Raw genomic sequence first — 21,032 nt, forward strand, 5'->3', positions numbered from 1 at the left:
GCCGGTGTTCGCGGCTAAAGCCGCTCCCACAGGGGCCCTGCTAATTCAGTGAGTCATGGGCAGTTCTATGAGTACGGGCATGCCCGCTGTCACAGGCTCAAAGCGCAATCAGCTCCGGCCTGAGCCCTTCGACCCTTCGCACCGGCGGCGCCAGGTAGCCGCCATCCCCGGTAATCTGGTGCAGCACCTTCTCCCGCAGCTGGTGAAGTGCAACGCCCGTACGCAAGCGTGGGTGGGGCAGGTCGATCTCCACCACCGACTTGATCCGCCCCGGGCGCGGCTCCAGAACCACCACCCGGTCGGCCAGGTAGGTGGCCTCTTCAGCGTCATGGGTGACCAGCAGCGTGGTGATGCCGGCACGTTCGCGAATGGCCAGCAGCTCGTCCTGCAGTTGCTGGCGGGTCAGTGCATCCAGCGCGCCGAACGGCTCGTCGAGCAGCAGGATCCGCGGGCTGGCTACCAGACCTCGGGCGATCGCCACGCGCTGAGCCATGCCGCCGGACAGCTGGTGTGGGTAGGCCGACTCGAAGCCGACCAGCCCCACCAGTTGCACGAATTCGTGTACCCGCCGCGCGCGCTCACCCTGGGTGAGCGGTTCGTTGACCAGGCCCAGGGCAATGTTCTGTTCCACGCTCAGCCAGGGGAACAGCCGGTGTTCCTGAAACACGATGCCGCGTTCGCTATCAATGCCGCTGACAGTGTGGCCGTCCACACGGATGTTGCCGCTGTAGTCGGTATCCAGCCCTACCAGCAGGCGCAGCAGGGTGGACTTGCCACAGCCGGAAGCGCCGACGATGGCGATGAATTCGCCTTGGTTGATCGACAGGTTGAAGTTGCGGATGGCTTCCAGCGGCTGGCCATCGACGCTGAACACTTTGCCGACCCCTTCGAAACTGACCAGAGGCGGAGTGGCATCGGGCTGGTTGGCCGCGTGCAGGTGCGAGGTGTTGAAGGCGTTCATGCGGTTCTCCAGCGCGTGGCGCGTAATTCGAGGCGTTGTCCAAGGGTGCCGAGCAGGGCGCCGACCAGGCCGATCAACAGCATGGCGGCCATTACCTGGTCCATGCGGAACAATTGCTGGGCGCCGATCATCAGGCTGGCGATGCCTCCGTCCGAGGGCATGAAGTATTCGGCACCGATGGTGCCCAGCCAGGCGTAGATCAGCGACAGGCGCAGGCCGGCAAAAATGGCCGGGGCTGCGCCGGGCAGCACCAGCAGGCGCAGGCGTTGCCACAGGTTCAGGCGCAGGGTGCGCGCGGCTTCACCCAGCTGGGGCGAGAGGCTGGCGATACCGCGCTGGGTGGCGATCAGCAACGGGAAGAACGCAGCCATGCCGACGAATACCTGCTTGGCCCCTTCACCCAGGCCGAACCAGGCTGTAAGCAGCGGCACCCAGGCAAACAGCGCCACCTGACGCAATGCCGACAGGCTGGGCCCGAAGATACGTTCGGCATTGGCCGAAAGCCCCAACAGCAAACCGACCAGCAGGCCAGCGCTACCGCCCAGCAGCAAGCCGGCCAAGGCGCGCTGCAGGCTCAGCAGCAAGGCTTGCGGCAGCGAACCATCGGCCAGGCCGGTCAGCAGAGTGCGCAACACTTCTAGTGGCGAGGTCAGGATGTTGCTGTCGACCCAGCCAAAGCTGCTGCTGGCCTGCCACAGGGCCAACAGTGCAAGTGGCAGCAGCAGGCTTTGCCAACCCCGCGGCACGGGGCCACGGTGCTGCTCCCCTGTGGCCGCTTGCGGCCAGTACAGCAAGCGCTTTTCCAGAGCCGAGAAGCCGTGCTCCAGCAGTGCGCCGACCAGGCCGATCACCAGGATGCACAGCAACACCAGGTCGAGCATGAACAACTGCCGTCCCCACACCATCAGGTAGCCAATCCCTTCGCTGGAGGCCAGCAGTTCGACTGCCAGCAGCGAGGTCCAGCCGGTGGCCAGGGCCAGGCGTACACCGGTGAGGAAGGCGGGCAGGGCAGCCGGCAGCAGCAGGCGCAGGAACAGTAGATGGCGAGGCAGGCGCAGCACCGCAGCGGCCTCTCGCAGCTTGGGCTGGGCATCCCGTACACCGACCAGCGTGTGCAAGGTAACGGGGACCACCACGGCTTTCACCAGCACCACCAGCTTGAGCAACTCGCCGATCCCGAAGAACAGCATGAACAACGGGATCCAGGCCAGGGTAGGAATCTGTGCCAGTGCCACGAAGGTCGGCAGCACCAACGTCTGCGCCCGCCGCGAAGCACCCAGCCAGACCCCCAGCAGCAACCCGCTGCCGATGCCGACCGCCAGCCCCCAGAACAACCGCTGCAAGCTTATCCACAGGTGCCCCCACAGCTCGCCGGAACCAAACTCCACCGCGCTCTGCCATACCAATGCTGGCGCCGGCAGAATCTGCTCGCTCATCCAGTGCTCCCGGCTGGCCACTACCCACAGCAGCGCAACCAGCACAGGCAAGACCCAGGGCAACAAGCGGGCGCGATTCTTTTGGGAGCGGCCTTGCGTCGCGAAAGGGTCGCGTAGCGACCCTCGGAGCCATCCACGACTTCTGCTCAGAATTCCATTCATCGGCCATCTCTCGAAGCGTTGTTAGATTATTCATTTATGGAATTAAAAATTCTTAAAAATGACTTTCAAGAGATAAGAACATGCGCTTCATGCATACGGAAGCCCCTCGCCGTTGCGTTTTCCTCATATTTTCCATGCATTTTCCGCAAGCCGGCCGCAGACCCGCATGCCGCCTGATTTATGCCTTTCAGTTACTGAAGAATGAAGTTTTGATCTTTGTAGGTTCTAACCAGACCTGCCTAGCTTCTGGCCAAAGCGCCGGCCATCGCCGGTGGCAGCCTGCCAAGGAGCCTTGCCATGAAAACCCCGCTGCGCCACCTGATCACCGCCCTCGGGCTGGCCTTCACCCTCAGCGCCCACGCAGTTGAGCCGGCCAAGCCAGCAAGCATCCGCATCGCCGTGCCCGACCTCAGCGCGGGCAGCAAGCCCAGCGCCGGTGGAGTGGTCGACGTGCTGCGTGACCAGCAACTGCTGGAGAAGGAGTTCGCCAAGGACGGCATTCGCATCGACTGGCATTTCTTCAAGGGCGCCGGGCCGGTGGTGAACGAAGCGTTGGCCAACGGCCAGGCCGATTTCGCCTACCTCGGCGACCTGGCCGCCATCGTCGGCAAGGCCAACGGCCTGGACACCCGCGTGCTGTCGGCGGGCGTACGTGGGGTGAAGAGCTACCTGGGCGTGGTGCCCGGCTCTGGCATCAAGACCCTGCACGACCTCAAGGGCAAGCGCGTGGCGGTGTTCCGTGGCACCGCCAACCAGCTGTCGTTCGCCAGCGCCCTGGCCAGCCAAGGGCTGAGCGAGCGCGAGTTGAAGGTGATCAACCTGGACTTCAACGCCGCCAATGCCGCGCTGGCCGCCAAGCAGATCGACGCCACCTGGGGCCTGTCCAACCTGCTGTCGCTGCGCGAGCGCGGGCTGGTCGAGCTACCCGTCAACTCGCGTGACCTGGCAGGTGCCGGCAGCACCCAGGCAGTGCTGCTGGGCACTGGCGATTTCATCCGCAAATATCCCGAACTGGTGCAGCGCCTGGTCAATACCCAGCAACAGGCCAGCGCCTGGCTGCGTGACGAACACAACCGCGAGGCCTACGTCGAGCTGGTGGCCAGCAATGCCAACTGGCCGCGCAGCATCCTCAGCGACGACCTGGCCACGGAAGACCTGGCCCATTACTTCGATCCACGGCTGGACGCCGAATTCGTCGGCCAGCTGCAACAGGGCGTGGACCTTGCCGCCAAGGAGCGCCTGATCCGCCGTGGCTTCCAGGTGGCCGACTGGATCGAACCACGATTCCTCGATGCCGCCCTGCAACAGAAACAGGCTGTGCAGGCCTCCCGCTGAATCTCGAAAACCCGACAATGACCGCAAGGACACGACCATGAGCAACGCCGCCCAGGCTACCGCGCCACAAACCATTGAACTTGACATCCACCCGGTTGCCGGCCGCATCGGTGCCGAGATTCGCGGGGTGCAATTGTCCGCCGACCTTGATGCCGCCACCCTCGACGCCATTCAGGCCGCGCTGGTGAAGCACAAGGTGATCTTCTTCCGTGGCCAGACCCACATGGATGACCAAAGCCAGGAAGCCTTCGCCAAGTTGCTCGGCGAGCCGGTCGCCCACCCCACCGTGCCGGTGGTGGATGGCACCAGCTACCTGTTGCAGCTCGATGGCGCCGAGGGCCAGCGGGCCAACTCCTGGCACACCGACGTGACCTTCGTCGACGCCTACCCCAAGGCCTCGATCCTGCGCAGCGTGGTGGCACCGGCATCCGGTGGCGACACCGTGTGGGCCAATACCGCCGCGGCCTACCAGGAACTGCCTGAGCCGCTGCGCGAGCTGGCGGACAAACTTTGGGCGGTGCACAGCAACGAATACGACTACGCCAGCGTGAAGCCCGATGTGGACCCGGCCAAGCTGGAGCGCTATCGCAAAGTGTTCACCTCAACGGTGTACGAAACCGAGCACCCGGTGGTGCGCGTGCACCCGATCAGCGGCGAGCGGGTACTGCAGCTGGGGCATTTCGTGAAGCGCATCAAAGGTTATTCGCTGGCTGATTCACAACACCTGTTCGCGGTGCTGCAAGGGCATGTGACGCGTCTGGAGAACACCGTTCGCTGGCGCTGGCAGGCGGGGGACGTGGCGATCTGGGATAACCGCGCGACGCAGCATTATGCGGTGGATGATTACGGGACCCAGCCGCGGGTGGTGCGGCGGGTGACCCTGGCGGGTGAAGTGCCGGTCGGGGTGGATGGCCAGTTGAGCCGCACCACGCGTAAAGGCTGATATCGCTGGGGCCGCTTTGCGGCCCTTTCGCGACACAAGGCCGCTCCTACAGGCGATCGCATACCCTTGTAGGAGCGGCCTTGTGTCGCGAAACGGGGGCAAAGCCCCCGCCAGCTACACCTCGGTATCGCAGGCAATCAACTGCCTGACCAACCCCTGAGCCAACGGCGAAAGCCCATACCCCACCCGGCTCACCACCCCATAACGGGTATAGAACGCTTCTTCCTGCTCCACCGTCAGGTCGGCCAGCTGCAATGCCACCAATCCCCCGTCACGCTGATACGGCCGCAAGTTGGCATTGCAGGCAATGCCGATGGTGTCCGAATGCATCACCACATTCAGCAATGCATAGCCATGCTCGCACTCCACCGTCGGCAGAAAATCCTGCCGCCCGCTGAGGTCGCTGAGGATCTTGCGGATGTTCGGCGGGCGGAAGGTAGTGGCCAGAGGGTAGTCGAACAGATCACGCGCCCGCACGCTCTCGCGCTCGGTCAACGGGTGCCCGACGCGGCAGCAGAAATGCCAGCGCTGCGGCGCCAGCTTGTGCACCTGGTAGTCCGGGTCGGACTCGAACTGACGGGTGTCTGCGACGAAGAACTCGATCTCCTCGGCAACCAGCTTGCGGTTCAGCGCCTGCCAGTTATCCACCTGGAAGCAAGTACGCGCCGCAGGGTATTCGGCGACGAAGCGTGCCACCGCCCGCGGTACCAGCCCCCCGGCCGGCGCCGGCCCGGAACCGAAGCGCACCACGCCGGTGGTGGCACCGTTGAACTGGTGTATCTCGTTGACCAGGTTGTGCGCCCCATGCACCAGCCGCCGCGAATGCTCCAGCACCAGCAGGCCCTGGCGAGTCGGCGCCAGCTCCTTGCTGGCGCGGTCCACCAGGCGGCAGCCAATGTTGTGCTCGAGGGTCTGGATGCTGCGGCTGAACGCTGATTGCGACAGGTTCACCGCAGCCGCCGCAGCAACGAAGCTGCGGTGCTCGACAAGGGCAATGTAGTGGCGCAGCTGACGGAGATCGATATGCATTTTTTACATTGAAACTTTCGGTCGAATGCAATTGCTGACAAGGGTTAGCCCCCTTATAAAGGGAGTCACTTATTCCACAAAATATGAATTACAAATATTTATATCGCCTAAAAGAATATAAGCCCGACTGACCGCGATTCGGTTCCGCCAACGGAAATGCTCGCCAGGGCCCATGCCTCAAGGAGCATTTGCATGTCCGGAGTTTCCCGTTGGCCTGCGCGCGCGTCGCGTTTCACCTTGCAACCCTTGGCTGCCGGCGTACTGCTGGCGGCGTCCTCTGCCAGCTTCGCCGAAGAGCCAGTCAGTGCTACCCCTGCGGTGGAGCAGGAAGCCAAGCTCGGCACCGTCACGGTCAATGCCCGCCGCCGCGAAGAAACCGCGCAAAGCGTGCCCACGCCGATCAGCGTGCTCGACAGCGAAACCTTGGAAAGCCAACGCATCTACCGCGTGCAGGACCTGCAGCAACTGGTGCCTAGCACCAACGTCGCCTACGTTCACGCCCGCCAGTCGAGCATTTCGATCCGTGGCCTGGGCAACAACCCCGCCAGTGATGGCCTGGAAGGCAGCGTCGGCATCTACCTGGACAACGTTTACCTTGGCCGCCCCGGCATGGCGGTGTTCGACCTGCTGGATGTGGAGCATCTGGAGGTGCTGCGCGGCCCGCAAGGCACGCTGTTCGGCAAGAACACCACCGCCGGTGTGCTCAACATCACCACGCGCAAGCCCACCTTCCACCGCGAGGGCAGCATCCAGCAGTCGATCGGTGAAGACGGCTACCTGCAAACCCAAGGCAGCTTCTCGGGGCCGATCAGCGACACACTGGCCGGTCGCATCAGCGCCTATCGCACCGAAGACGACGGCTATGTGAAGAACATCCACAACGGTGACGATCTGAACGGCGGCAAGCGCCAAGGCTTTCGTACCCAACTGCTGTTCAAACCGAGCGAAACCTTCAACCTGCGCTGGATCGGCGAATACAACGAAGAAGACTCCGACAACGGCATCCTCAGCCTGTACAGCACCGGCCCGACCATCAATGGCGTCAACCGCTACAAAAGCCTGGCCGCCCAGGCCGGCGCAACGTTGGTGTCGGGCAAGCACCGCAAGGTCAACTTCGACGCCGACCAGCAGGTGACGGTGTTCCAGGGCGGTACCTCGGTGGAGGCCAACTGGACCCTGCCCAACGACTTCACCCTGACCTCGATTACCGCCTACCGCTGGTGGGACTTCACCCCGCGCAACGACGACGGCCTCAACGTACCGGTGTTCTACAGCGCCGGGGTATCGGTGCGCGACAAGCAGTACTCGCAGGAAATCCGCCTGGCTTCGCCCACCGGTGGTGCTTTCGACTACGTGCTGGGCGCCTACTACTTCAAGCAGGACCTGGACAACAAATCCTTCACCTACTACGGGCCGCAGGCGGATATCTGGAACCTCACCCCGGCCGGCGCCCTGGCCAACGTCGACACCGTTGGCAACGGGCACATCGACACGGACAGCTATGCGCTGTTCGCCCAGGGCACCTGGCACATCACCGACCGCCTGGATTTCACCGCCGGTATTCGCGGCACCTATGAAGAAAAGAGCGCCTGGGTGACCCGCGATGCACCAACCGGAGGTGCGGCAGTAGCCGGGGCAGCCGCAGCAGCGCGTCAGGCCCGGGTAGGGGCGTACGACTCAGGCGATCTCAACCAGTACAGTTTTAGCCCCTCTGGCCTGCTGGGCCTGAGCTATCGCTTCAACGAGCAGTTGCTGGGCTACGCCACCCTGACCCACGGCGAGAAGTCGGGCGGCATCAACCTTACCGTTGGCGCTGCGCCACGGCTGGGTACCGACTCGCTGCTGGTTGGAACCGAGCGGGTCAACAACGCCGAAGTCGGCTTGAAAAGCTCGCTGTTCGACGACCGTCTGCAACTCAATACCAACCTGTTCTGGGCCGAAGTGCATGGCTACCAGGCCAACGTCTACGACCAGATCAACCGCGTGCAGTACCTGGCCAACGCCGGCAGGGTGCGCTCGCGTGGCCTGGAATTCGAAGCCACGGCGCTGCCGCTGCGCGGCCTCACGGTCAACTTCAACGGCTCGTGGAACGACGTGCGCTACACCGAGTACAAGGATGCCCCATGCCCGCCTGAGGTGAGCCTGGCCAACGCCACCGCCACTTGCGACTTGTCCGGCCACCAGGTGGTCGGCGCCTCCAAGTACATCGCCAACCTCAACACCCAGTACAAATGGCAGGCCAGCGAGCACATCGAACCCTACGTCACCGCCAGCTACGCCTTCCGCTCGAAGGCGGTGGGCACCATCGACGATTCCGATTTCGGCCAGATCCCCAGCTATGCGCTGGTCAACCTTTCCGCCGGTGTGCGCCTTGACCAGGGCGACGGCGTGGTCGACCTGTCGCTGTGGGTGAAGAACGCCGGTGACAAGACCTACTTCACCAGCCTGTGGAACTCCGCCAACGGTGGCTATGCCGGCGTGCTCGGCACCCCGCGCACTTTCGGTGCCACCGCCCGTTACGACTTCTGAGCACAAGGAGCTATGCCATGAATGCCAAGACCGAAACCCCTGCATTGCCTGAAGGCGCCTGCCTGACCGCCAAGGTTCCCGAACGTGACGAGGCGCTGCTCGGCGACGTGGTGGTCAACCCGTATCGCCTGGCGCCGCTGACTGCGATCATTCGCGATGGAGGGCGCAGCCTGAGTGCCGCGCACGTGCGCGTGCTGGGGCGGGGCGAGCGCGGTGTGGACATTGCCTACGAGGTGTCCGACCGTTCGTTGTGGACCTATGGCGGCATCCCGGTATTCGGCCTGTACCCGGACCACGTCAACCATGTGGAGGTGACCTACAAGCTCGACGGCGAGCGCATCCGCGAGCAGTACCAGATCTACGCCCCGGCCGTGTGTCTGCCGGTGGTGGCCAGGCAGACCGCCGCCTTGCCTGAAGTGCAGCCGGTCAAGGTAGCGCCAGGTTTTGAAAAGCGCCTGTACCTGTTCAACCACCTGCAGGGGGACATCCCGGGCGGGCGCGCCTTCAAGTGGAATGCCCTGGGCGGTGCGGCGGAATGGGACCAGGTGGGCAACAACTGGATCGCCGACAGCAATGGCGACGTGCGCTGGTACCTGGACATCGAGCAGATCCACGACTCCAACCGCCGCGATGGCCTGGGCGGCACCATGGGCTTCCAACAAACCCGCGATGGCAAGCTGATCTGGGGCCAGGGCCAGACCTACTCCAAGTACGACCTGCTGGGCCGGCGTATCTGGCAGCGCAGCCTGCCCGACAAGTTCGCCGACTTTTCCCATGAAATCCGCGAGACCGCCAATGGCACCTACTTGCTACGTGTGGGCACCAGTGACTATCGCCGGCCCGACGGCAAGCGCGTGCGCTCGATCCGGGACCACATCATCGAGGTCAACGAGGCCGGTGATGTGCTGGACTTCTGGGACCTCAACCAGATCCTCGACCCGTACCGTGGCGACCTGCTCGAAACCCTGGGAAAGGCAGCCATCCAGTTGCCGGCCGGGGTACAGAAACAGGACGAGCGGCTGGCCAACGAACTGGCCGAGGGTGACCTGCCCTTTGGTGACACCCCGGGGGTGGGCACCGGGCGTAACTGGGCCCACGTCAATGCCATCGACTACGACGCCGATGACGACAGCATCATCGTTTCAGCGCGGCACCAGGGCGTGGTGAAGATCGGTCGCGACAAACAGGTCAAGTGGATTCTCGCCTCGCCTCAAGGCTGGCCTGAGCGTCTGCGGGCGAAAGTGCTGACGCCGGTGGCGAGCGAAGACTTCGACTGGTCGTGGACCCAGCACACCGCCTGGCTGACCGGCAAAGGCACGCTGACCGTGTTCGATAACGGCTGGGGCCGCGACTTTGCCCCGACCAGGCTGACCGGCAACTACAGCCGGGCGGTGGAGTACCGCATCGACGAGGCCAAGGGCACGGTCGAGCAGGTGTGGGAATATGGCAAGGAGCGCGGCGACGAGTGGTACAGCCCGGTGACTTCGGTGGTGGCCTACCGTCCGGAGACCGACACCCAGTTCATCTACTCGGCGTCGGTGAACTTCCTGACCCCGGAGAAACTGACCACCACTGTGCTCAACGAGGTGCGGCGCGGGACCCAGGAGGTGCTGGTGGAGCTGAAGGTGCACAGCCGACAGCCGGGCAGTGTGGGTTACCGCGCCTTGGTGATCGACCTGGCCAAGGCCTTCTGATCCGTCCCTTCCGGGAGGGCCGTCGGTCCTCCCATCTCATTTCCTTCAGCTCGTTCGTCTAACCTGTACTGGCCTCTTCGCGGGTACTACACAGATTCTGGATTCTGTGGACATCCTGTGGGAGCGGGTTTACCCGCGAAGAGGCCGGTTGCCATTATGCAAATAATGAAATTTCCGCCAGGGTGTTCAACCATTCGTTCTTTTTTTCGAACAGCCTATTGTCCAACACCCCAGCAGCCGCTTAGCATTCGTTTGAGATTTCAAACGCTCGATGCCCTGCCTTGGGCGCTTTTCAACAATCAACAATTCGGGAAGCCGACATGCAGCTCAAAGACGCTCAGTTGTTCCGCCAGCAAGCCTACATCAATGGTGAGTGGCTGGATGCGGACAACGGCCAGACCATCAAGGTCACCAACCCGGCCACTGGTGAAGTCATCGGTACCGTGCCGAAGATGGGCACTGCGGAAACCCGCCGCGCCATCGAAGCCGCCGACAAGGCCCTGCCGGCCTGGCGTGCCCTGACCGCCAAAGAGCGTTCGGCCAAGCTGCGTCGCTGGTTCGAACTGATGATCGAGAACCAGGACGATCTGGCTCGCCTGATGACCACCGAGCAAGGCAAGCCGCTGGCCGAAGCCAAGGGCGAGATCGCCTACGCTGCGTCGTTCATCGAGTGGTTCGCCGAAGAGGCCAAGCGCGTCTACGGCGACACCATCCCGGGTCACCAGCCAGACAAGCGTCTGATCGTCATCAAGCAGCCAATCGGCGTTACTGCGGCCATCACCCCGTGGAACTTCCCGGCTGCCATGATCACCCGTAAAGCCGGCCCGGCCCTGGCCGCTGGTTGCACCATGGTGCTCAAGCCTGCCTCGCAGACCCCGTACTCCGCCCTGGCCCTGGTCGAACTGGCCCACCGTGCCGGCATCCCGGCTGGCGTGCTGAGCGTGGTTACCGGTAGCGCTGGCGAAGTTGGCGGCGAACTGACCGGCAACTCCCTGGTCCGCAAGCTGTCCTTCACCGGCTCGACCGAAATCGGTCGCCAGCTGATGGAAGAATGCGCCAAGGACATCAAGAAGGTTTCCCTGGAGCTGGGTGGCAACGCCCCGTTCATCGTGTTCGACGACGCCGACCTGGACAAGGCAGTCGAGGGCGCGATCATCTCCAAGTACCGCAACAACGGCCAGACCTGCGTCTGCGCCAACCGTATTTACGTGCAGGACGGTGTCTACGACGCGTTCGCCCAGAAGCTGGCCGCCGCTGTTGCCAAGCTGAAGATCGGTAACGGCCTGGAAGAAGGCACCACCACTGGCCCGCTGATCGACGGCAAGGCTGTCGCCAAGGTCCAGGAACACATCGAAGACGCCGTTGGCAAAGGCGCCAAGGTGCTGTCCGGTGGCAAGATCATCGAAGGCAACTTCTTCGAGCCGACCATTCTGGTCGACGTACCGAAGACCGCTGCCGTCGCCAAGGAAGAGACCTTCGGCCCGCTGGCGCCGCTGTTCCGCTTCAAGGACGAGGCCGAAGTGATCGCCATGTCCAACGACACCGAGTTCGGCCTGGCCTCGTACTTCTACGCCCGCGACATGAGCCGTGTGTTCCGTGTTGCCGAAGCCCTGGAATACGGCATGGTAGGTATCAACACCGGCTTGATCTCCAACGAAGTGGCACCGTTCGGTGGCATCAAGGCTTCGGGCCTGGGCCGCGAAGGTTCCAAGTACGGTATCGAGGACTACCTCGAAATCAAATACCTGTGCATCAGCGTCTGATCGCAAGGTAACGGCTTTACCTCTGCCAGCGGGGCGCGAGAGCGACGTCTCGCTGGCCTTTTTTACATCGCAGTACCTGGTGGCCAGGGCGTTCACGGCAGTCGATCAACGAATACTGTTCGCGAGCACTCCCAGCCACCCCCGAATAAAAGCGCCACTCCAGACCGGCGCAATGAGGGCATTATGAGCAAGACCAACGAATCCTTGATGCAACGTCGTGTCGCCGCCGTCCCACGTGGCGTTGGCCAGATCCACCCGATCTTCGTCGATACCGCGAAGAACTCGACCGTGATCGACGTTGAAGGCCGCGAACTGATCGACTTCGCCGGCGGCATCGCAGTACTGAACACCGGCCACCTGCACCCGAAAGTGGTTGCGGCCGTGCAAGAGCAGCTGACCAAGGTCAGCCACACCTGCTTCCAGGTGCTGGCCTACGAACCCTATGTAGAGCTGTGCGAAAAGATCAACAAGCTGGTCCCAGGTGACTTCGACAAGAAGACCCTGCTGGTCACCACCGGCTCCGAAGCCGTTGAAAACGCCGTCAAGATCGCCCGTGCCGCCACTGGCCGCGCTGGCGTCATCGCCTTCACCGGCGGCTACCACGGCCGTACCATGATGACCCTGGGCCTGACCGGCAAGGTCGTGCCGTACTCCGCTGGCATGGGCCTGATGCCAGGTGGCATCTTCCGCGCCCTGTTCCCGAGCGAACTGCACGGCATCAGCGTTGACGACGCCATCGCCTCGGTCGAGCGCATCTTCAAGAACGACGCCGAGCCACGCGACATCGCCGCGATCATCCTCGAGCCGGTACAAGGCGAAGGCGGCTTCCTGCCAGCGCCGAAAGAGCTGATGAAGCGCCTGCGCGCCCTGTGCGACCAGCACGGCATCCTGCTGATCGCCGACGAAGTGCAGACCGGCGCTGGCCGTACTGGCACCTTCTTCGCGATGGAACAGATGGGCGTTGCGCCTGACCTGACCACCTTCGCCAAATCCATCGCTGGCGGCTTCCCGCTGGCCGGTGTGTGCGGCAAGGCGGAGTACATGGACGCCATCGCTCCGGGCGGCCTGGGCGGTACCTACGCCGGTTCGCCGATCGCTTGCGCCGCGGCCCTGGCCGTGATCGAAGTGTTCGAAGAAGAGAAACTGCTGGACCGCAGCAAATCTGTGGGTGAGCGCCTGACCACTGGCCTGCGCGAAATCCAGAAGAAGTACCCGATCATCGGCGACGTCCGTGGTCTGGGCTCGATGATCGCTGTCGAAGTCTTCGAGAAGGGCACTCACACCCCGAACGCTGCTGCCGTTGGCCAGGTTGTCGCCAAGGCTCGCGAGAAGGGCCTGATCCTGCTGTCCTGCGGTACCTACGGCAACGTCCTGCGTATCCTGGTTCCGCTGACCGCCGAAGACGCTCTGCTGGACAAAGGCCTGGCTATCATCGAAGAGTGCTTCGCTGAAATCGCCTGATGTGACGTGCTTCAGAAAAAACCCGCTTCGGCGGGTTTTTTTTTGTGCCCAGGAAAGCCATGGGGCGCTATCGTTGTCGGAGGATTTGCTCAGGAAGCTGCGACGGACTGTGTGTCAGGGCTATTCAGGAGTTGGCGATGAACGATGCAGACCCCACCCCACCAAGCGTACTGATTGTCGAGGGCGACCCCTGGGTACGCGACATGCTCAGCGAAATGCTCCTGAGCGTGCGCTGTGATGCCCGCCTTCAGGTCTGCGCCGACGGCTCGCAGGCGTTGAGTGCGCTGTCCAGCAAACCCGACCTGATCATTGCCGCGCGCGAACTGGCTGGCGTCGATGGCCTCGACCTGTTGCGCAAGGTGCGCGCCAAAGGTCCGGGGTTGCCATTCATCCTCATGAGCAACCGCAGCGACAGTGCCAGTGTGCGCGAGGCACTGCCCCTGCACCCCACGGCCTACTTGAGCAAGCCGCTGAACCTGGACACCCTGCGCAAGCGCCTGGAAGAGCTGCTGCTGGCGGTTGGCGAAGAGATCGCCTGCCCTGTGCCCGCCTTGCAAGCTGGTGCCAGCCTGCCGGCCTACCTCGAACAGCGTCGCGCTACCGCCGATGGCGGGCCGCTGCTGGCCGATGTGCAGGTGGCGATCAAGCGCGCGCTCAACCCTCAGGGCCTGAACCTGAAAGTGCTCGAAGAGGAAGTGCAGGGCGACCCGCAGATCACCGCCGTGCTGATCGCTGCGGCCAACAGCGCAGCGCTGCACCGCGAAGCACCGGTGCAGACGTTGCTGCAAGCCTTGAACAAGCTTGGCAGCACCCAGAGCATGAACCTGATCCTGGGCATGACCCTCAAGCGCAGTGCGCGCCTCAGCGACCCGCTGCTGGCGCAGCATGCGGCCCGTTACTGGGAGTTGTCGCTGCACGCTGCCGAATATGGCCGCACCTTGGCACGCATGCTCGAGCTGGACGAAGGGCGTTGTTATTGCGCGGGGTTGCTGCATTGCCTGGGCGACCTGGCGGTGCTGCGCTGCCTGCAGGAATGGCGGCTGGCCGGGGGCGAGCTGGATGAGGACCAGGTGCAGCTGTCGCTCAATGAGTTCGGGGCCGCATTCGGCTCGGCGCTACGTACACGCTGGCGGTTGCCGCTGGGGTTGCGCGAGTTGATCGCGGCGATCTACCAGCTGGGCGGCGGGGTGTATTCGCGCGAGATCCTGGCCATGAACCTGGCCGGGCAGTTGGCGCGGCTGCCGGCCGAGCAGGGGCTGGAAAAGGTGGTCAGCAGCAAGACCGCTCGACTGCTCAAGCTTGGCCTGCCGGAACTGAGGCGGTTGCTTAAGGTGGAGAACCTGGAGGTGAAGCCGCAGGAAGAGCCGCCGTTGGCTGAGGCCGAGGTTTCCAGCTGAGATTTTGGGGCCGCTTTGCGGCCCATCGCCGGCAAGCCAGCTCCCACAGGTAATGCTCAAGGCTAGAGGATTGCGCCGTACCTGTGGGAGCTGGCCTGCCGGCGATTGGGGTGCAGAGCACCCCAGGGCTCAACCGCGGACGATCTGGTTCTTGCCCTGCCGCTTGGCCTGGTACATCGCCGCATCGGCCCGGGCATACAGGCTGTCCAGCGCCGCGTCATCGTCCGTCAGCCCGGTCACCCCCTGGCTAACCGTCACCCCGTAGGTCTGCTCCCCATGGCTGAAGCTCAGCCGCTGGATCTGCCGCTGCAAGCGCTCGGCAATCTGCTCCGCGACCTGGGCACTGCAGCCCGGGAACACTGCCGCAAACTCCTCGCCACCAATGCGCCCGAACAGGTCACCTCGGCGTAGCACAGCCTTGCCGCTATCAGCGATCTGCTGCAACACCTGGTCGCCTTCCTGGTGGCCGTAGCTGTCGTTGATGCGCTTGAAGTCGTCGATGTCCAGCAGCAGGAAGGCCAGTGGTGTTCCGTCTTCGCGGGCGTTGTCGAAGGCTTGCTGGGCGCATTCGAAAAAGTGCCGACGGTTGCTGCTCTGGGTCAGCACGTCGGTGGTGGCCAGGCGCTGAAGTTCACCTTCGAGCTGCTTTTTCTCGGTGATGTCTTCGGCGATGCCGACGATGATCACCCGGTCGCCATCGCGTTGCTGGTTGATGTAGCACTTGTCGCTCAGCCAGCGCAGTTGACCTTCGGCATTGAGGATTCGGTATTCGCGGTCTTCCACCGAACCCTTGAGCAGGACCTGGGCCAGGCTGCGCTCAGCGAACTCCAGGTCGTCGGGGTAGATGCTGTCGCGCCACTCGTTGTAGTCGGCCAGCACCAGGCTGGCCGGGCGACCGAAGATGCGCTCGTAGGCGGGGCTGACATACAGCACCTGACGGGTTTCCCAGTCGAAGGCCCATAGCACCGCGTTGACGCTGTCGAGCAGCGAGCTGAACAGTTGCTCGCGCTCGCTCAGGCGGGCAACCTCGCCTTGGGCGTGGAGCAGCGCAAGCAGGGTCTGGGCGGCTTCGGGAGGCGGGGTGCCGGGCAGTGTCGTTGGAATGTTCTTGGCCATGTGCACGGAGCAGATCTCGGCGTGAAAGCGTGCGGCCAGCATCTGGCCCGCCACGCGGGCGATGTGCCAGATATGAGTGTGAACGAGAGGGCGAAGTTCCAGGCGGCACGCCCCGTCAACCGGGCGTGCCGATCAACGGCGGTCAGGCGCCGGTCGGGCGCAGGGAGTAGGTCTTGAGCTGTGCCGCGAAGTCTCGCAGGGCGTGGATGCCGCTGGTTTCCGCCTCGTGTACCCAGTCTTTCATGGCGGCCAGCATATCGTGGCCGTTGGCGCTGGTACGCGCCCAGATCTGCTGCAGGGCCAGGCGTTTTTCGTAGATGGTCTTCAGCGCCTGGCTGTGGGCGAGCATCGACTCGATGCGCACATGATGGCGGTCTTCCAGCAGGCTGGTCTCGCGCGACAACAGGCGCTTGGCGCGGCGGAAGTGGTGGCGCAGCGAGGCATCGACGCGGGCCAGTTCCTGCTTGACCAGCGGGCCGATCACCAGCTTGCGGTACTGGGCCATGATCTGGAAACGGTTGTTGAGGATGGCCATGGCGGTGTCCATGTCCAGGCTGGCCTTGCCGGCCACCCGGTGGGCGATGGGCGCGACGCGCTGCACCTTTGCCAGGCGCAGCAGGCAGAACAGGCGGATCCACGCCCAGCCCATGTCGAACTCCCAGCGCTTGACCGACAGCTTGGCCGAGTTGGGGTAGGTGTGATGGTTGTTGTGCAGCTCTTCGCCACCGATCACGATGCCCCACGGCACCAGGTTGGTGGCGGCGTCGCGGCACTCGAAGTTGCGGTAGCCGAGGGCATGCCCCAGGCCGTTGACCACGCCGGCGGCCCAGAACGGAATCCACATCATCTGCACTGCCCAGATGGTGATGCCGATGGTGCCGAACAGCAGCAGGTCGATCACCGCCATCAGCGCGATGCCGCCCAGCTTGTAGCGCGAGTAGAGGTTGCGCTCGATCCAGTCGTCCGGGCAGTTCTTGCCGTAAATGCGCAGGGTCTCGGGGTTGCGTGCCTCTTCACGATAGAGCTCGGCCCCTTTGCGCAGCACCGTACTCAGGCCCTTGTGCACAGGGCTGTGCGGGTCGTCGGGGGTTTCGCACTTGGCGTGATGCTTGCGGTGGACGGCAGTCCATTCGCGGGTGTTCTGCGCCGTGGTCAGCCATAGCCAGAAACGGAAGAAGTGCTTGAGCGCGCCATTGAGCTCCAGGGCCCGATGCGCGGAGTAGCGGTGCAGGTAGACCGTGACGCTGACAATGGTCACATGGGTCATCAGCAAAGTGATGCCGACCAGTTGCCAGGCCGACAAGTCGAGCAGGCCGTTGTACCACATAGGTGCAGATACCCTCGAAATGCAGGGGGAAGGGCCGATTATCCCTTGGCTGGGAAATAAAACCAGTCAACCGTTCAGATAGGAGGTCACGGCATGTTTCAGCCTTTATAATGCCCCATCCTTTTCTATGGGCAATTGCACCCGACATGTCTGTTTCCGTTCGCGACGCCTTGCGCATGGCTGCGCTGTATGTGGTGCTCTCGGTCCTCTGGCTGACGCTGGCCGAGGTGTTGTTGCACGGCATGACCGACGATCCTCTGGCACGGACCGTGGGCCGACAGATCAACTTGGTGGTCTGGGTGCTGCTCAGCGCTTTGCTTATCTATGTTTCGCGGGTGCGGCTGCTCAACTTCATCGGCGTTGGCGCGCGTATGCGTGGCGAAGACCGTGAACGCCTGCGCATGGCCGCAGCGGTGTTCGACAGCACTCTCGAAGGCGTGTTGGTGACTGATCGCGATGGCCTGATCGTGCACGTCAACCGTGCCTTCATGCGCATCACCGGCTACCAGAAGGACGAGGTCATCGGCCAGCGCCCGAACAAGTTCAAGTCGGGCCGCCATGGCTCGGCGTTCTACCAGCAGATCTTCGCCACCCTGGCGGAAAAGGGCGAGTGGAGTGGGGAAATCTGGAACCGGCGCAAGAGCGGCGAAATCTACCCGCAGTGGCAGACCATTTGCGCCATCCGCGACGATGAGGGCGAGCTCAGCCACTACGTGGCTGTGTTCAGCGACATCAGTGCAATAAAGCATTCGGAGCAGGAGCTGGCCTACCTGGCCCACCACGACCCTCTGACCGGCCTGCCCAACCGCCTGCTGTTCAACGACCGGGCCGAGCAGGCCCTGGCCGCAGCCCAGGCCAACAAGCGTGGTTGTGCCCTGCTGTTGCTGGACCTGGACCACTTTCAGAGCATCAACGATGGCCTCGGCCACACCATTGGCGATCAGTTGCTGAAACTGGTGGGCGAGCGCCTGGGTGAGGTGCTGGGCAGCGGCGTGACCCTGGCGCGCCTTGGGGGCGACGAATTTGGCGTGCTGGCGGAAAACTGCCATGAGGCCGGCCAGGCGGGCAAGCTGGCGCAGGGTATCATCGAGCGCATGCGCCAGCCGTTCCTGTTCGACGGTCACCGCCTGTTCATCAGTGTCAGCGTGGGCATCAGCCTGTTCCCCAGCGATGCCTTGAGTGCCGAGCAGTTGCTGCGCAATGCCGACTCGGCGTTGTACAAGGCCAAGAGCAACGGGCGGGCCTGCTATGCGCTGTACACCGAAGAGCTGACCGCCCACGCTCAGCACCGGGTCGAAACCGCCGGCGAGCTGCGCCGGGCCCTGGAGCAGGACGAGCTGCGGGTGTTCTACCAGCCGGTGCACGACCTGACGACCGGCCGCCAGGTCGGCGTCGAGGCGTTGGTGCGTTGGCAACACCCCCAGCGCGGGCTGGTGCCACCGGGCGAGTTTATCCCGATTGCCGAGCGCACTGGGTTGATTGCCGAGATCGACGCCTGGGTACTGCGCCAGGCGTGTCGGCAGATGGTGAGATGGCAGGGTGAAGGGCGGCAGCTGGCGTTCGTGGCGGTGAACATCTCCAGCCGCCTGTTTGGCCAGCACGAGCTGTACCAACAGGTAGCCGAGGTACTGCGCGACACCGGCCTGGCCCCGGCCTTGCTGGAGCTGGAGGTGACCGAGAGCGCGGTGATGGAGGACCCGGAGGTGGCCCTGGAGCAGTTGCATCGCCTGCGCGAGCTGGGGGTGACTCTGGCTATCGACGACTTCGGCACCGGTTATTCATCGCTGCTGCGGCTGAAGCGCTTGCCGGTGCAGAAGCTGAAGATCGATCAGGGTTTCGTTGCCGGGTTACCGCTGGATGAAGACGACATCGCGATTGTCCGGGTGATCATCGCCCTGGCCCGCAGCATGGGCATGCAGGTGCACGCCGAGGGCATCGAGCAGGCAGAACAGGCCAGCTTCCTGCTGCATGAGCTGTGTCAGCTGGGGCAAGGGTACTGGTTCGGGCGGCCGGTGCCTGCCGGGGATTTGCGCTGGGGTTGAAGGCCCCTTCGCGGGCATGCCTGCTCCCACAGGGATATCGTTGTATTCAAGCCCTGTGCAGTACCTGTGGGAGCGGGCGTGCCCGCGAAGAATTCAGCGCTTGTTCAAGCCTTTCGCCAACCGGTCTCCACCCAGCTGGATCAACGCCACCAACGCCACCAGCATGGCAATCACGGTCAGCATGATCTGGCTGTCGAAGCGCTGGTAGCCATAGCGGTAGGCGATGTCCCCCAGGCCCCCTGCACCGATCGCTCCGGCCATGGCCGAGGAGTTGATCAGGGTCACCAGGGTAATGGTGAAGCCCCCGACAATCCCCGGCAGCGCCTCTGGCAGCAGCACATGCCAGACAATGTGCCAGCGTCGGCAGCCCATGGCCTGTGCTGCCTCCACCAGGCCGTGGTCGACTTCGCGCAGGCTGACCTCGGCAATCCGCGCGAAGAACGGCGTGGCGGCAATGGTCAGCGGCACCACCGCCGCCCACACGCCATAGGTGGTACCCACTACCAGGCGGGTGAAGGGGATCAGCGCGACCATCAGGATCAGGAACGGGATCGAGCGGAACAGGTTGACGAAGGCTCCCAGTACGCGGTTCAGCAGCGGCGCCTCGAAGATCCCGCCCTTGTCGCTGGTAACCAGCAGCACTGCCATCGGTATTCCCACCAGCAGAGCGATCAGCGACGACACGCCGACCATCAGCAGGGTATCGAGCAAGCCTTCCAGCAAGCGATCAAGCCACATGGCCCAGTACCTCCACGTCCGCGGCCCAGCGGCGGGCGCGCTCCAGCAATTGATGAGTGTCGTGCGGCGAGTGCTGCACCGACAGGATCAGCTGCCCCAGGGCATGCTCGCCGATGGTTTCCACCCCGCCCTGCAGCAGGCGCACACGGCCGCCAAGGTCGTTGAACAGGGCAGACAGTTCGGGCTCGCCGAACAGGGTCAGCCTCAGCACCACAGCACTGTCGCGGCTTGCCGGGCTGGCCCGCAGGCTGGCTTGCAGCGCGGCTGGCAACCTGGCCTGCAACGGTGCCAGCAGGGTACGGGTGACTTCGTGGTGCGGTGAGCCAAACACCCGCCAGACCTCACCCTGCTCGACCACTTCTCCACGTTCCAGCACCACCACCCGGTGGCAGATATCGCGGATTACCGCCATCTCGTGGGTGATCAGCACGATGGTCAGGCCCAGGCGCTGGTTGATGTCACCCAGCAGTTCGAGAATGGACGCGGTGGTTTCAGGGTCCAGCGCCGAGGTGGCCTCGTCGCACAGCAGGATCTCGGGGTCATGCACCAGCGCCCGGGCAATGCCCACGCGCTGCTTCTGCCCGCCGGACAGCTGCGCCGGGTACACGTGGTGCTTTTCCTGCAGACCGACCAGCTCCAGCAGTTCGCGCACCTTGCGCTGGCGTTCGGCCTTGGCCACGCCGGCCACCTTCAGGGGCAGTTCGACGTTCTGCCACACGGTCTTGGCCGACATCAGGTTGAAGTGCTGGAAGATCATGCCGATGCGCCGACGCAGGGCTACCAGGTGGTCCTCGTCGAAGGGCGCGATGTCCACCTGGTCGATCAGCACCCGACCCTGGCTGGGTTGCTCCAGGCGGTTGATGGTGCGCAGCAGCGATGACTTGCCGGCGCCGCTGCGGCCGATGATGCCGAAGATCTCGCCATGGCGGATGTTCAGATCGATGCCTTGCAAGGCCGGTTGCGCCTGGCCCGGGTAGGTCTTGCCCAGGCCGATGAAACGCACATGGGCTTCATTGACCTCCGGGCGCAAGGCCTGCTCCCTGGCCGTTGGCGGCAGTGGTTGTGCGGTGGGCGCCCGGAGCGCGCTGGCCTGGCTCAT

Annotated in this window: 15 protein-coding genes; 8 read left to right on the top strand and 7 right to left on the bottom strand. The window is 63.8% G+C overall.

Annotation, left to right across the window (positions count from 1 at the left end; translation table 11 throughout):
- Positions 1-97 precede the first annotated feature (97 nt).
- Positions 98-961 carry an ABC transporter ATP-binding protein gene (locus tag V3314_RS04685; RefSeq protein WP_338459965.1) on the bottom strand — a complete coding sequence of 288 codons (864 nt, stop codon included), beginning with the start codon at positions 959-961 and terminating at the stop codon, positions 98-100.
- Positions 958-2,559: an ABC transporter permease gene (locus V3314_RS04690; RefSeq protein ID WP_258229911.1), complete on the bottom strand. Its 1,602-nt coding sequence runs from the start codon at positions 2,557-2,559 to the stop codon at positions 958-960. Before V3314_RS04690 ends, V3314_RS04685 begins: the two co-directional genes overlap by 4 nt.
- A 297-nt stretch (positions 2,560-2,856) precedes the next feature.
- Here V3314_RS04690 and V3314_RS04695 point away from each other — a divergent pair, with 297 nt between their 5' ends.
- Both V3314_RS04695 and V3314_RS04700 read left to right on the top strand, forming a co-directional pair.
- A complete protein-coding gene (locus tag V3314_RS04695) occupies positions 2,857-3,894 on the top strand; it encodes an ABC transporter substrate-binding protein (protein ID WP_338459966.1) in 1,038 nt (345 codons plus the stop codon).
- Between the two features lie 37 nt (positions 3,895-3,931).
- Positions 3,932-4,837 (top strand): TauD/TfdA family dioxygenase, encoded by a 906-nt coding sequence (locus V3314_RS04700; RefSeq protein ID WP_338459967.1) that lies wholly within the window; start codon positions 3,932-3,934, stop codon positions 4,835-4,837.
- Positions 4,838-4,951: 114 nt separating this feature from the next.
- On the opposite strand, the gene V3314_RS04705 is transcribed toward V3314_RS04700, so the two are convergent.
- Complete coding sequence (locus V3314_RS04705) at positions 4,952-5,866, bottom strand: LysR family transcriptional regulator (protein WP_196183392.1); 915 nt, start codon at positions 5,864-5,866, stop codon at positions 4,952-4,954.
- A gap of 192 nt (positions 5,867-6,058) precedes the next feature.
- Between V3314_RS04705 and V3314_RS04710 the strand changes: the two genes are divergently transcribed.
- From V3314_RS04710 to V3314_RS04730, 5 genes are all read left to right on the top strand, one after another.
- On the top strand, positions 6,059-8,395 hold the full coding sequence (locus V3314_RS04710) for a TonB-dependent receptor (protein ID WP_338459968.1): 2,337 nt from the start codon (positions 6,059-6,061) through the stop codon (positions 8,393-8,395).
- A gap of 17 nt (positions 8,396-8,412) precedes the next feature.
- Positions 8,413-10,089, top strand: coding sequence for an aryl-sulfate sulfotransferase (locus V3314_RS04715; RefSeq protein WP_338459969.1), 1,677 nt, complete (start codon positions 8,413-8,415; stop codon positions 10,087-10,089).
- 320 nt (positions 10,090-10,409) lie between these two features.
- Entirely contained in the window at positions 10,410-11,852 is a 1,443-nt protein-coding gene (gene gabD / locus V3314_RS04720) for an NADP-dependent succinate-semialdehyde dehydrogenase (protein WP_015268576.1), read from the top strand.
- Positions 11,853-12,035: 183 nt separating this feature from the next.
- Positions 12,036-13,313 (top strand): 4-aminobutyrate--2-oxoglutarate transaminase, encoded by a 1,278-nt coding sequence (gene gabT / locus V3314_RS04725; protein WP_338459970.1) that lies wholly within the window; start codon positions 12,036-12,038, stop codon positions 13,311-13,313.
- A 137-nt stretch (positions 13,314-13,450) separates the two neighbouring features.
- Positions 13,451-14,710, top strand: a complete 1,260-nt coding sequence (locus V3314_RS04730; RefSeq protein WP_153671307.1) for a response regulator — start codon at positions 13,451-13,453, stop codon at positions 14,708-14,710.
- Positions 14,711-14,839: 129 nt separating this feature from the next.
- On the opposite strand, the gene V3314_RS04735 is transcribed toward V3314_RS04730, so the two are convergent.
- Complete coding sequence (locus V3314_RS04735) at positions 14,840-15,868, bottom strand: sensor domain-containing diguanylate cyclase (protein WP_196173551.1); 1,029 nt, start codon at positions 15,866-15,868, stop codon at positions 14,840-14,842.
- A gap of 100 nt (positions 15,869-15,968) precedes the next feature.
- A complete protein-coding gene (desA, locus tag V3314_RS04740; protein ID WP_046614549.1) occupies positions 15,969-17,153 on the bottom strand; it encodes a delta-9 fatty acid desaturase DesA in 1,185 nt (394 codons plus the stop codon).
- Between the two features lie 146 nt (positions 17,154-17,299).
- Between desA and dibA the strand changes: the two genes are divergently transcribed.
- On the top strand, positions 17,300-19,195 hold the full coding sequence (gene dibA / locus V3314_RS04745; RefSeq protein ID WP_046614548.1) for a phosphodiesterase DibA: 1,896 nt from the start codon (positions 17,300-17,302) through the stop codon (positions 19,193-19,195).
- Positions 19,196-19,288: 93 nt separating this feature from the next.
- Here the strand turns inward: dibA and V3314_RS04750 are convergent, their stop codons facing one another.
- Complete coding sequence (locus tag V3314_RS04750; protein WP_046614547.1) at positions 19,289-19,933, bottom strand: methionine ABC transporter permease; 645 nt, start codon at positions 19,931-19,933, stop codon at positions 19,289-19,291.
- Positions 19,923-21,032, bottom strand: a complete 1,110-nt coding sequence (locus tag V3314_RS04755; RefSeq protein WP_046614546.1) for an ATP-binding cassette domain-containing protein — start codon at positions 21,030-21,032, stop codon at positions 19,923-19,925. The genes V3314_RS04750 and V3314_RS04755 overlap by 11 nt, the downstream gene beginning before the upstream one ends.

Origin of the sequence: Pseudomonas sp. TE3-3-F2023, assembly GCF_036784815.1 — a bacterium.
In the GTDB taxonomy this organism is placed as follows: domain Bacteria; phylum Pseudomonadota; class Gammaproteobacteria; order Pseudomonadales; family Pseudomonadaceae; genus Aquipseudomonas; species Aquipseudomonas pudica.

Bases quoted from the DNA above. Each gene is read 5' to 3' on its own strand.
- V3314_RS04685 (WP_338459965.1), bottom strand. From the start codon at position 961: ATGAACGCCTTCAACACCTCGCACCTGCACGCGGCCAACCAGCCCGAT.
- V3314_RS04690 (WP_258229911.1), bottom strand. From the start codon at position 2,559: ATGAATGGAATTCTGAGCAGAAGTCGTGGATGGCTCCGAGGGTCGCTA.
- V3314_RS04695 (WP_338459966.1), top strand. From the start codon at position 2,857: ATGAAAACCCCGCTGCGCCACCTGATCACCGCCCTCGGGCTGGCCTTC.
- V3314_RS04700 (WP_338459967.1), top strand. From the start codon at position 3,932: ATGAGCAACGCCGCCCAGGCTACCGCGCCACAAACCATTGAACTTGAC.
- V3314_RS04705 (WP_196183392.1), bottom strand. From the start codon at position 5,866: ATGCATATCGATCTCCGTCAGCTGCGCCACTACATTGCCCTTGTCGAG.
- V3314_RS04710 (WP_338459968.1), top strand. From the start codon at position 6,059: ATGTCCGGAGTTTCCCGTTGGCCTGCGCGCGCGTCGCGTTTCACCTTG.
- V3314_RS04715 (WP_338459969.1), top strand. From the start codon at position 8,413: ATGAATGCCAAGACCGAAACCCCTGCATTGCCTGAAGGCGCCTGCCTG.
- gabD (WP_015268576.1), top strand. From the start codon at position 10,410: ATGCAGCTCAAAGACGCTCAGTTGTTCCGCCAGCAAGCCTACATCAAT.
- gabT (WP_338459970.1), top strand. From the start codon at position 12,036: ATGAGCAAGACCAACGAATCCTTGATGCAACGTCGTGTCGCCGCCGTC.
- V3314_RS04730 (WP_153671307.1), top strand. From the start codon at position 13,451: ATGAACGATGCAGACCCCACCCCACCAAGCGTACTGATTGTCGAGGGC.
- V3314_RS04735 (WP_196173551.1), bottom strand. From the start codon at position 15,868: ATGCTGGCCGCACGCTTTCACGCCGAGATCTGCTCCGTGCACATGGCC.
- desA (WP_046614549.1), bottom strand. From the start codon at position 17,153: ATGTGGTACAACGGCCTGCTCGACTTGTCGGCCTGGCAACTGGTCGGC.
- dibA (WP_046614548.1), top strand. From the start codon at position 17,300: ATGTCTGTTTCCGTTCGCGACGCCTTGCGCATGGCTGCGCTGTATGTG.
- V3314_RS04750 (WP_046614547.1), bottom strand. From the start codon at position 19,933: ATGTGGCTTGATCGCTTGCTGGAAGGCTTGCTCGATACCCTGCTGATG.
- V3314_RS04755 (WP_046614546.1), bottom strand. From the start codon at position 21,032: ATGAGCCAGGCCAGCGCGCTCCGGGCGCCCACCGCACAACCACTGCCG.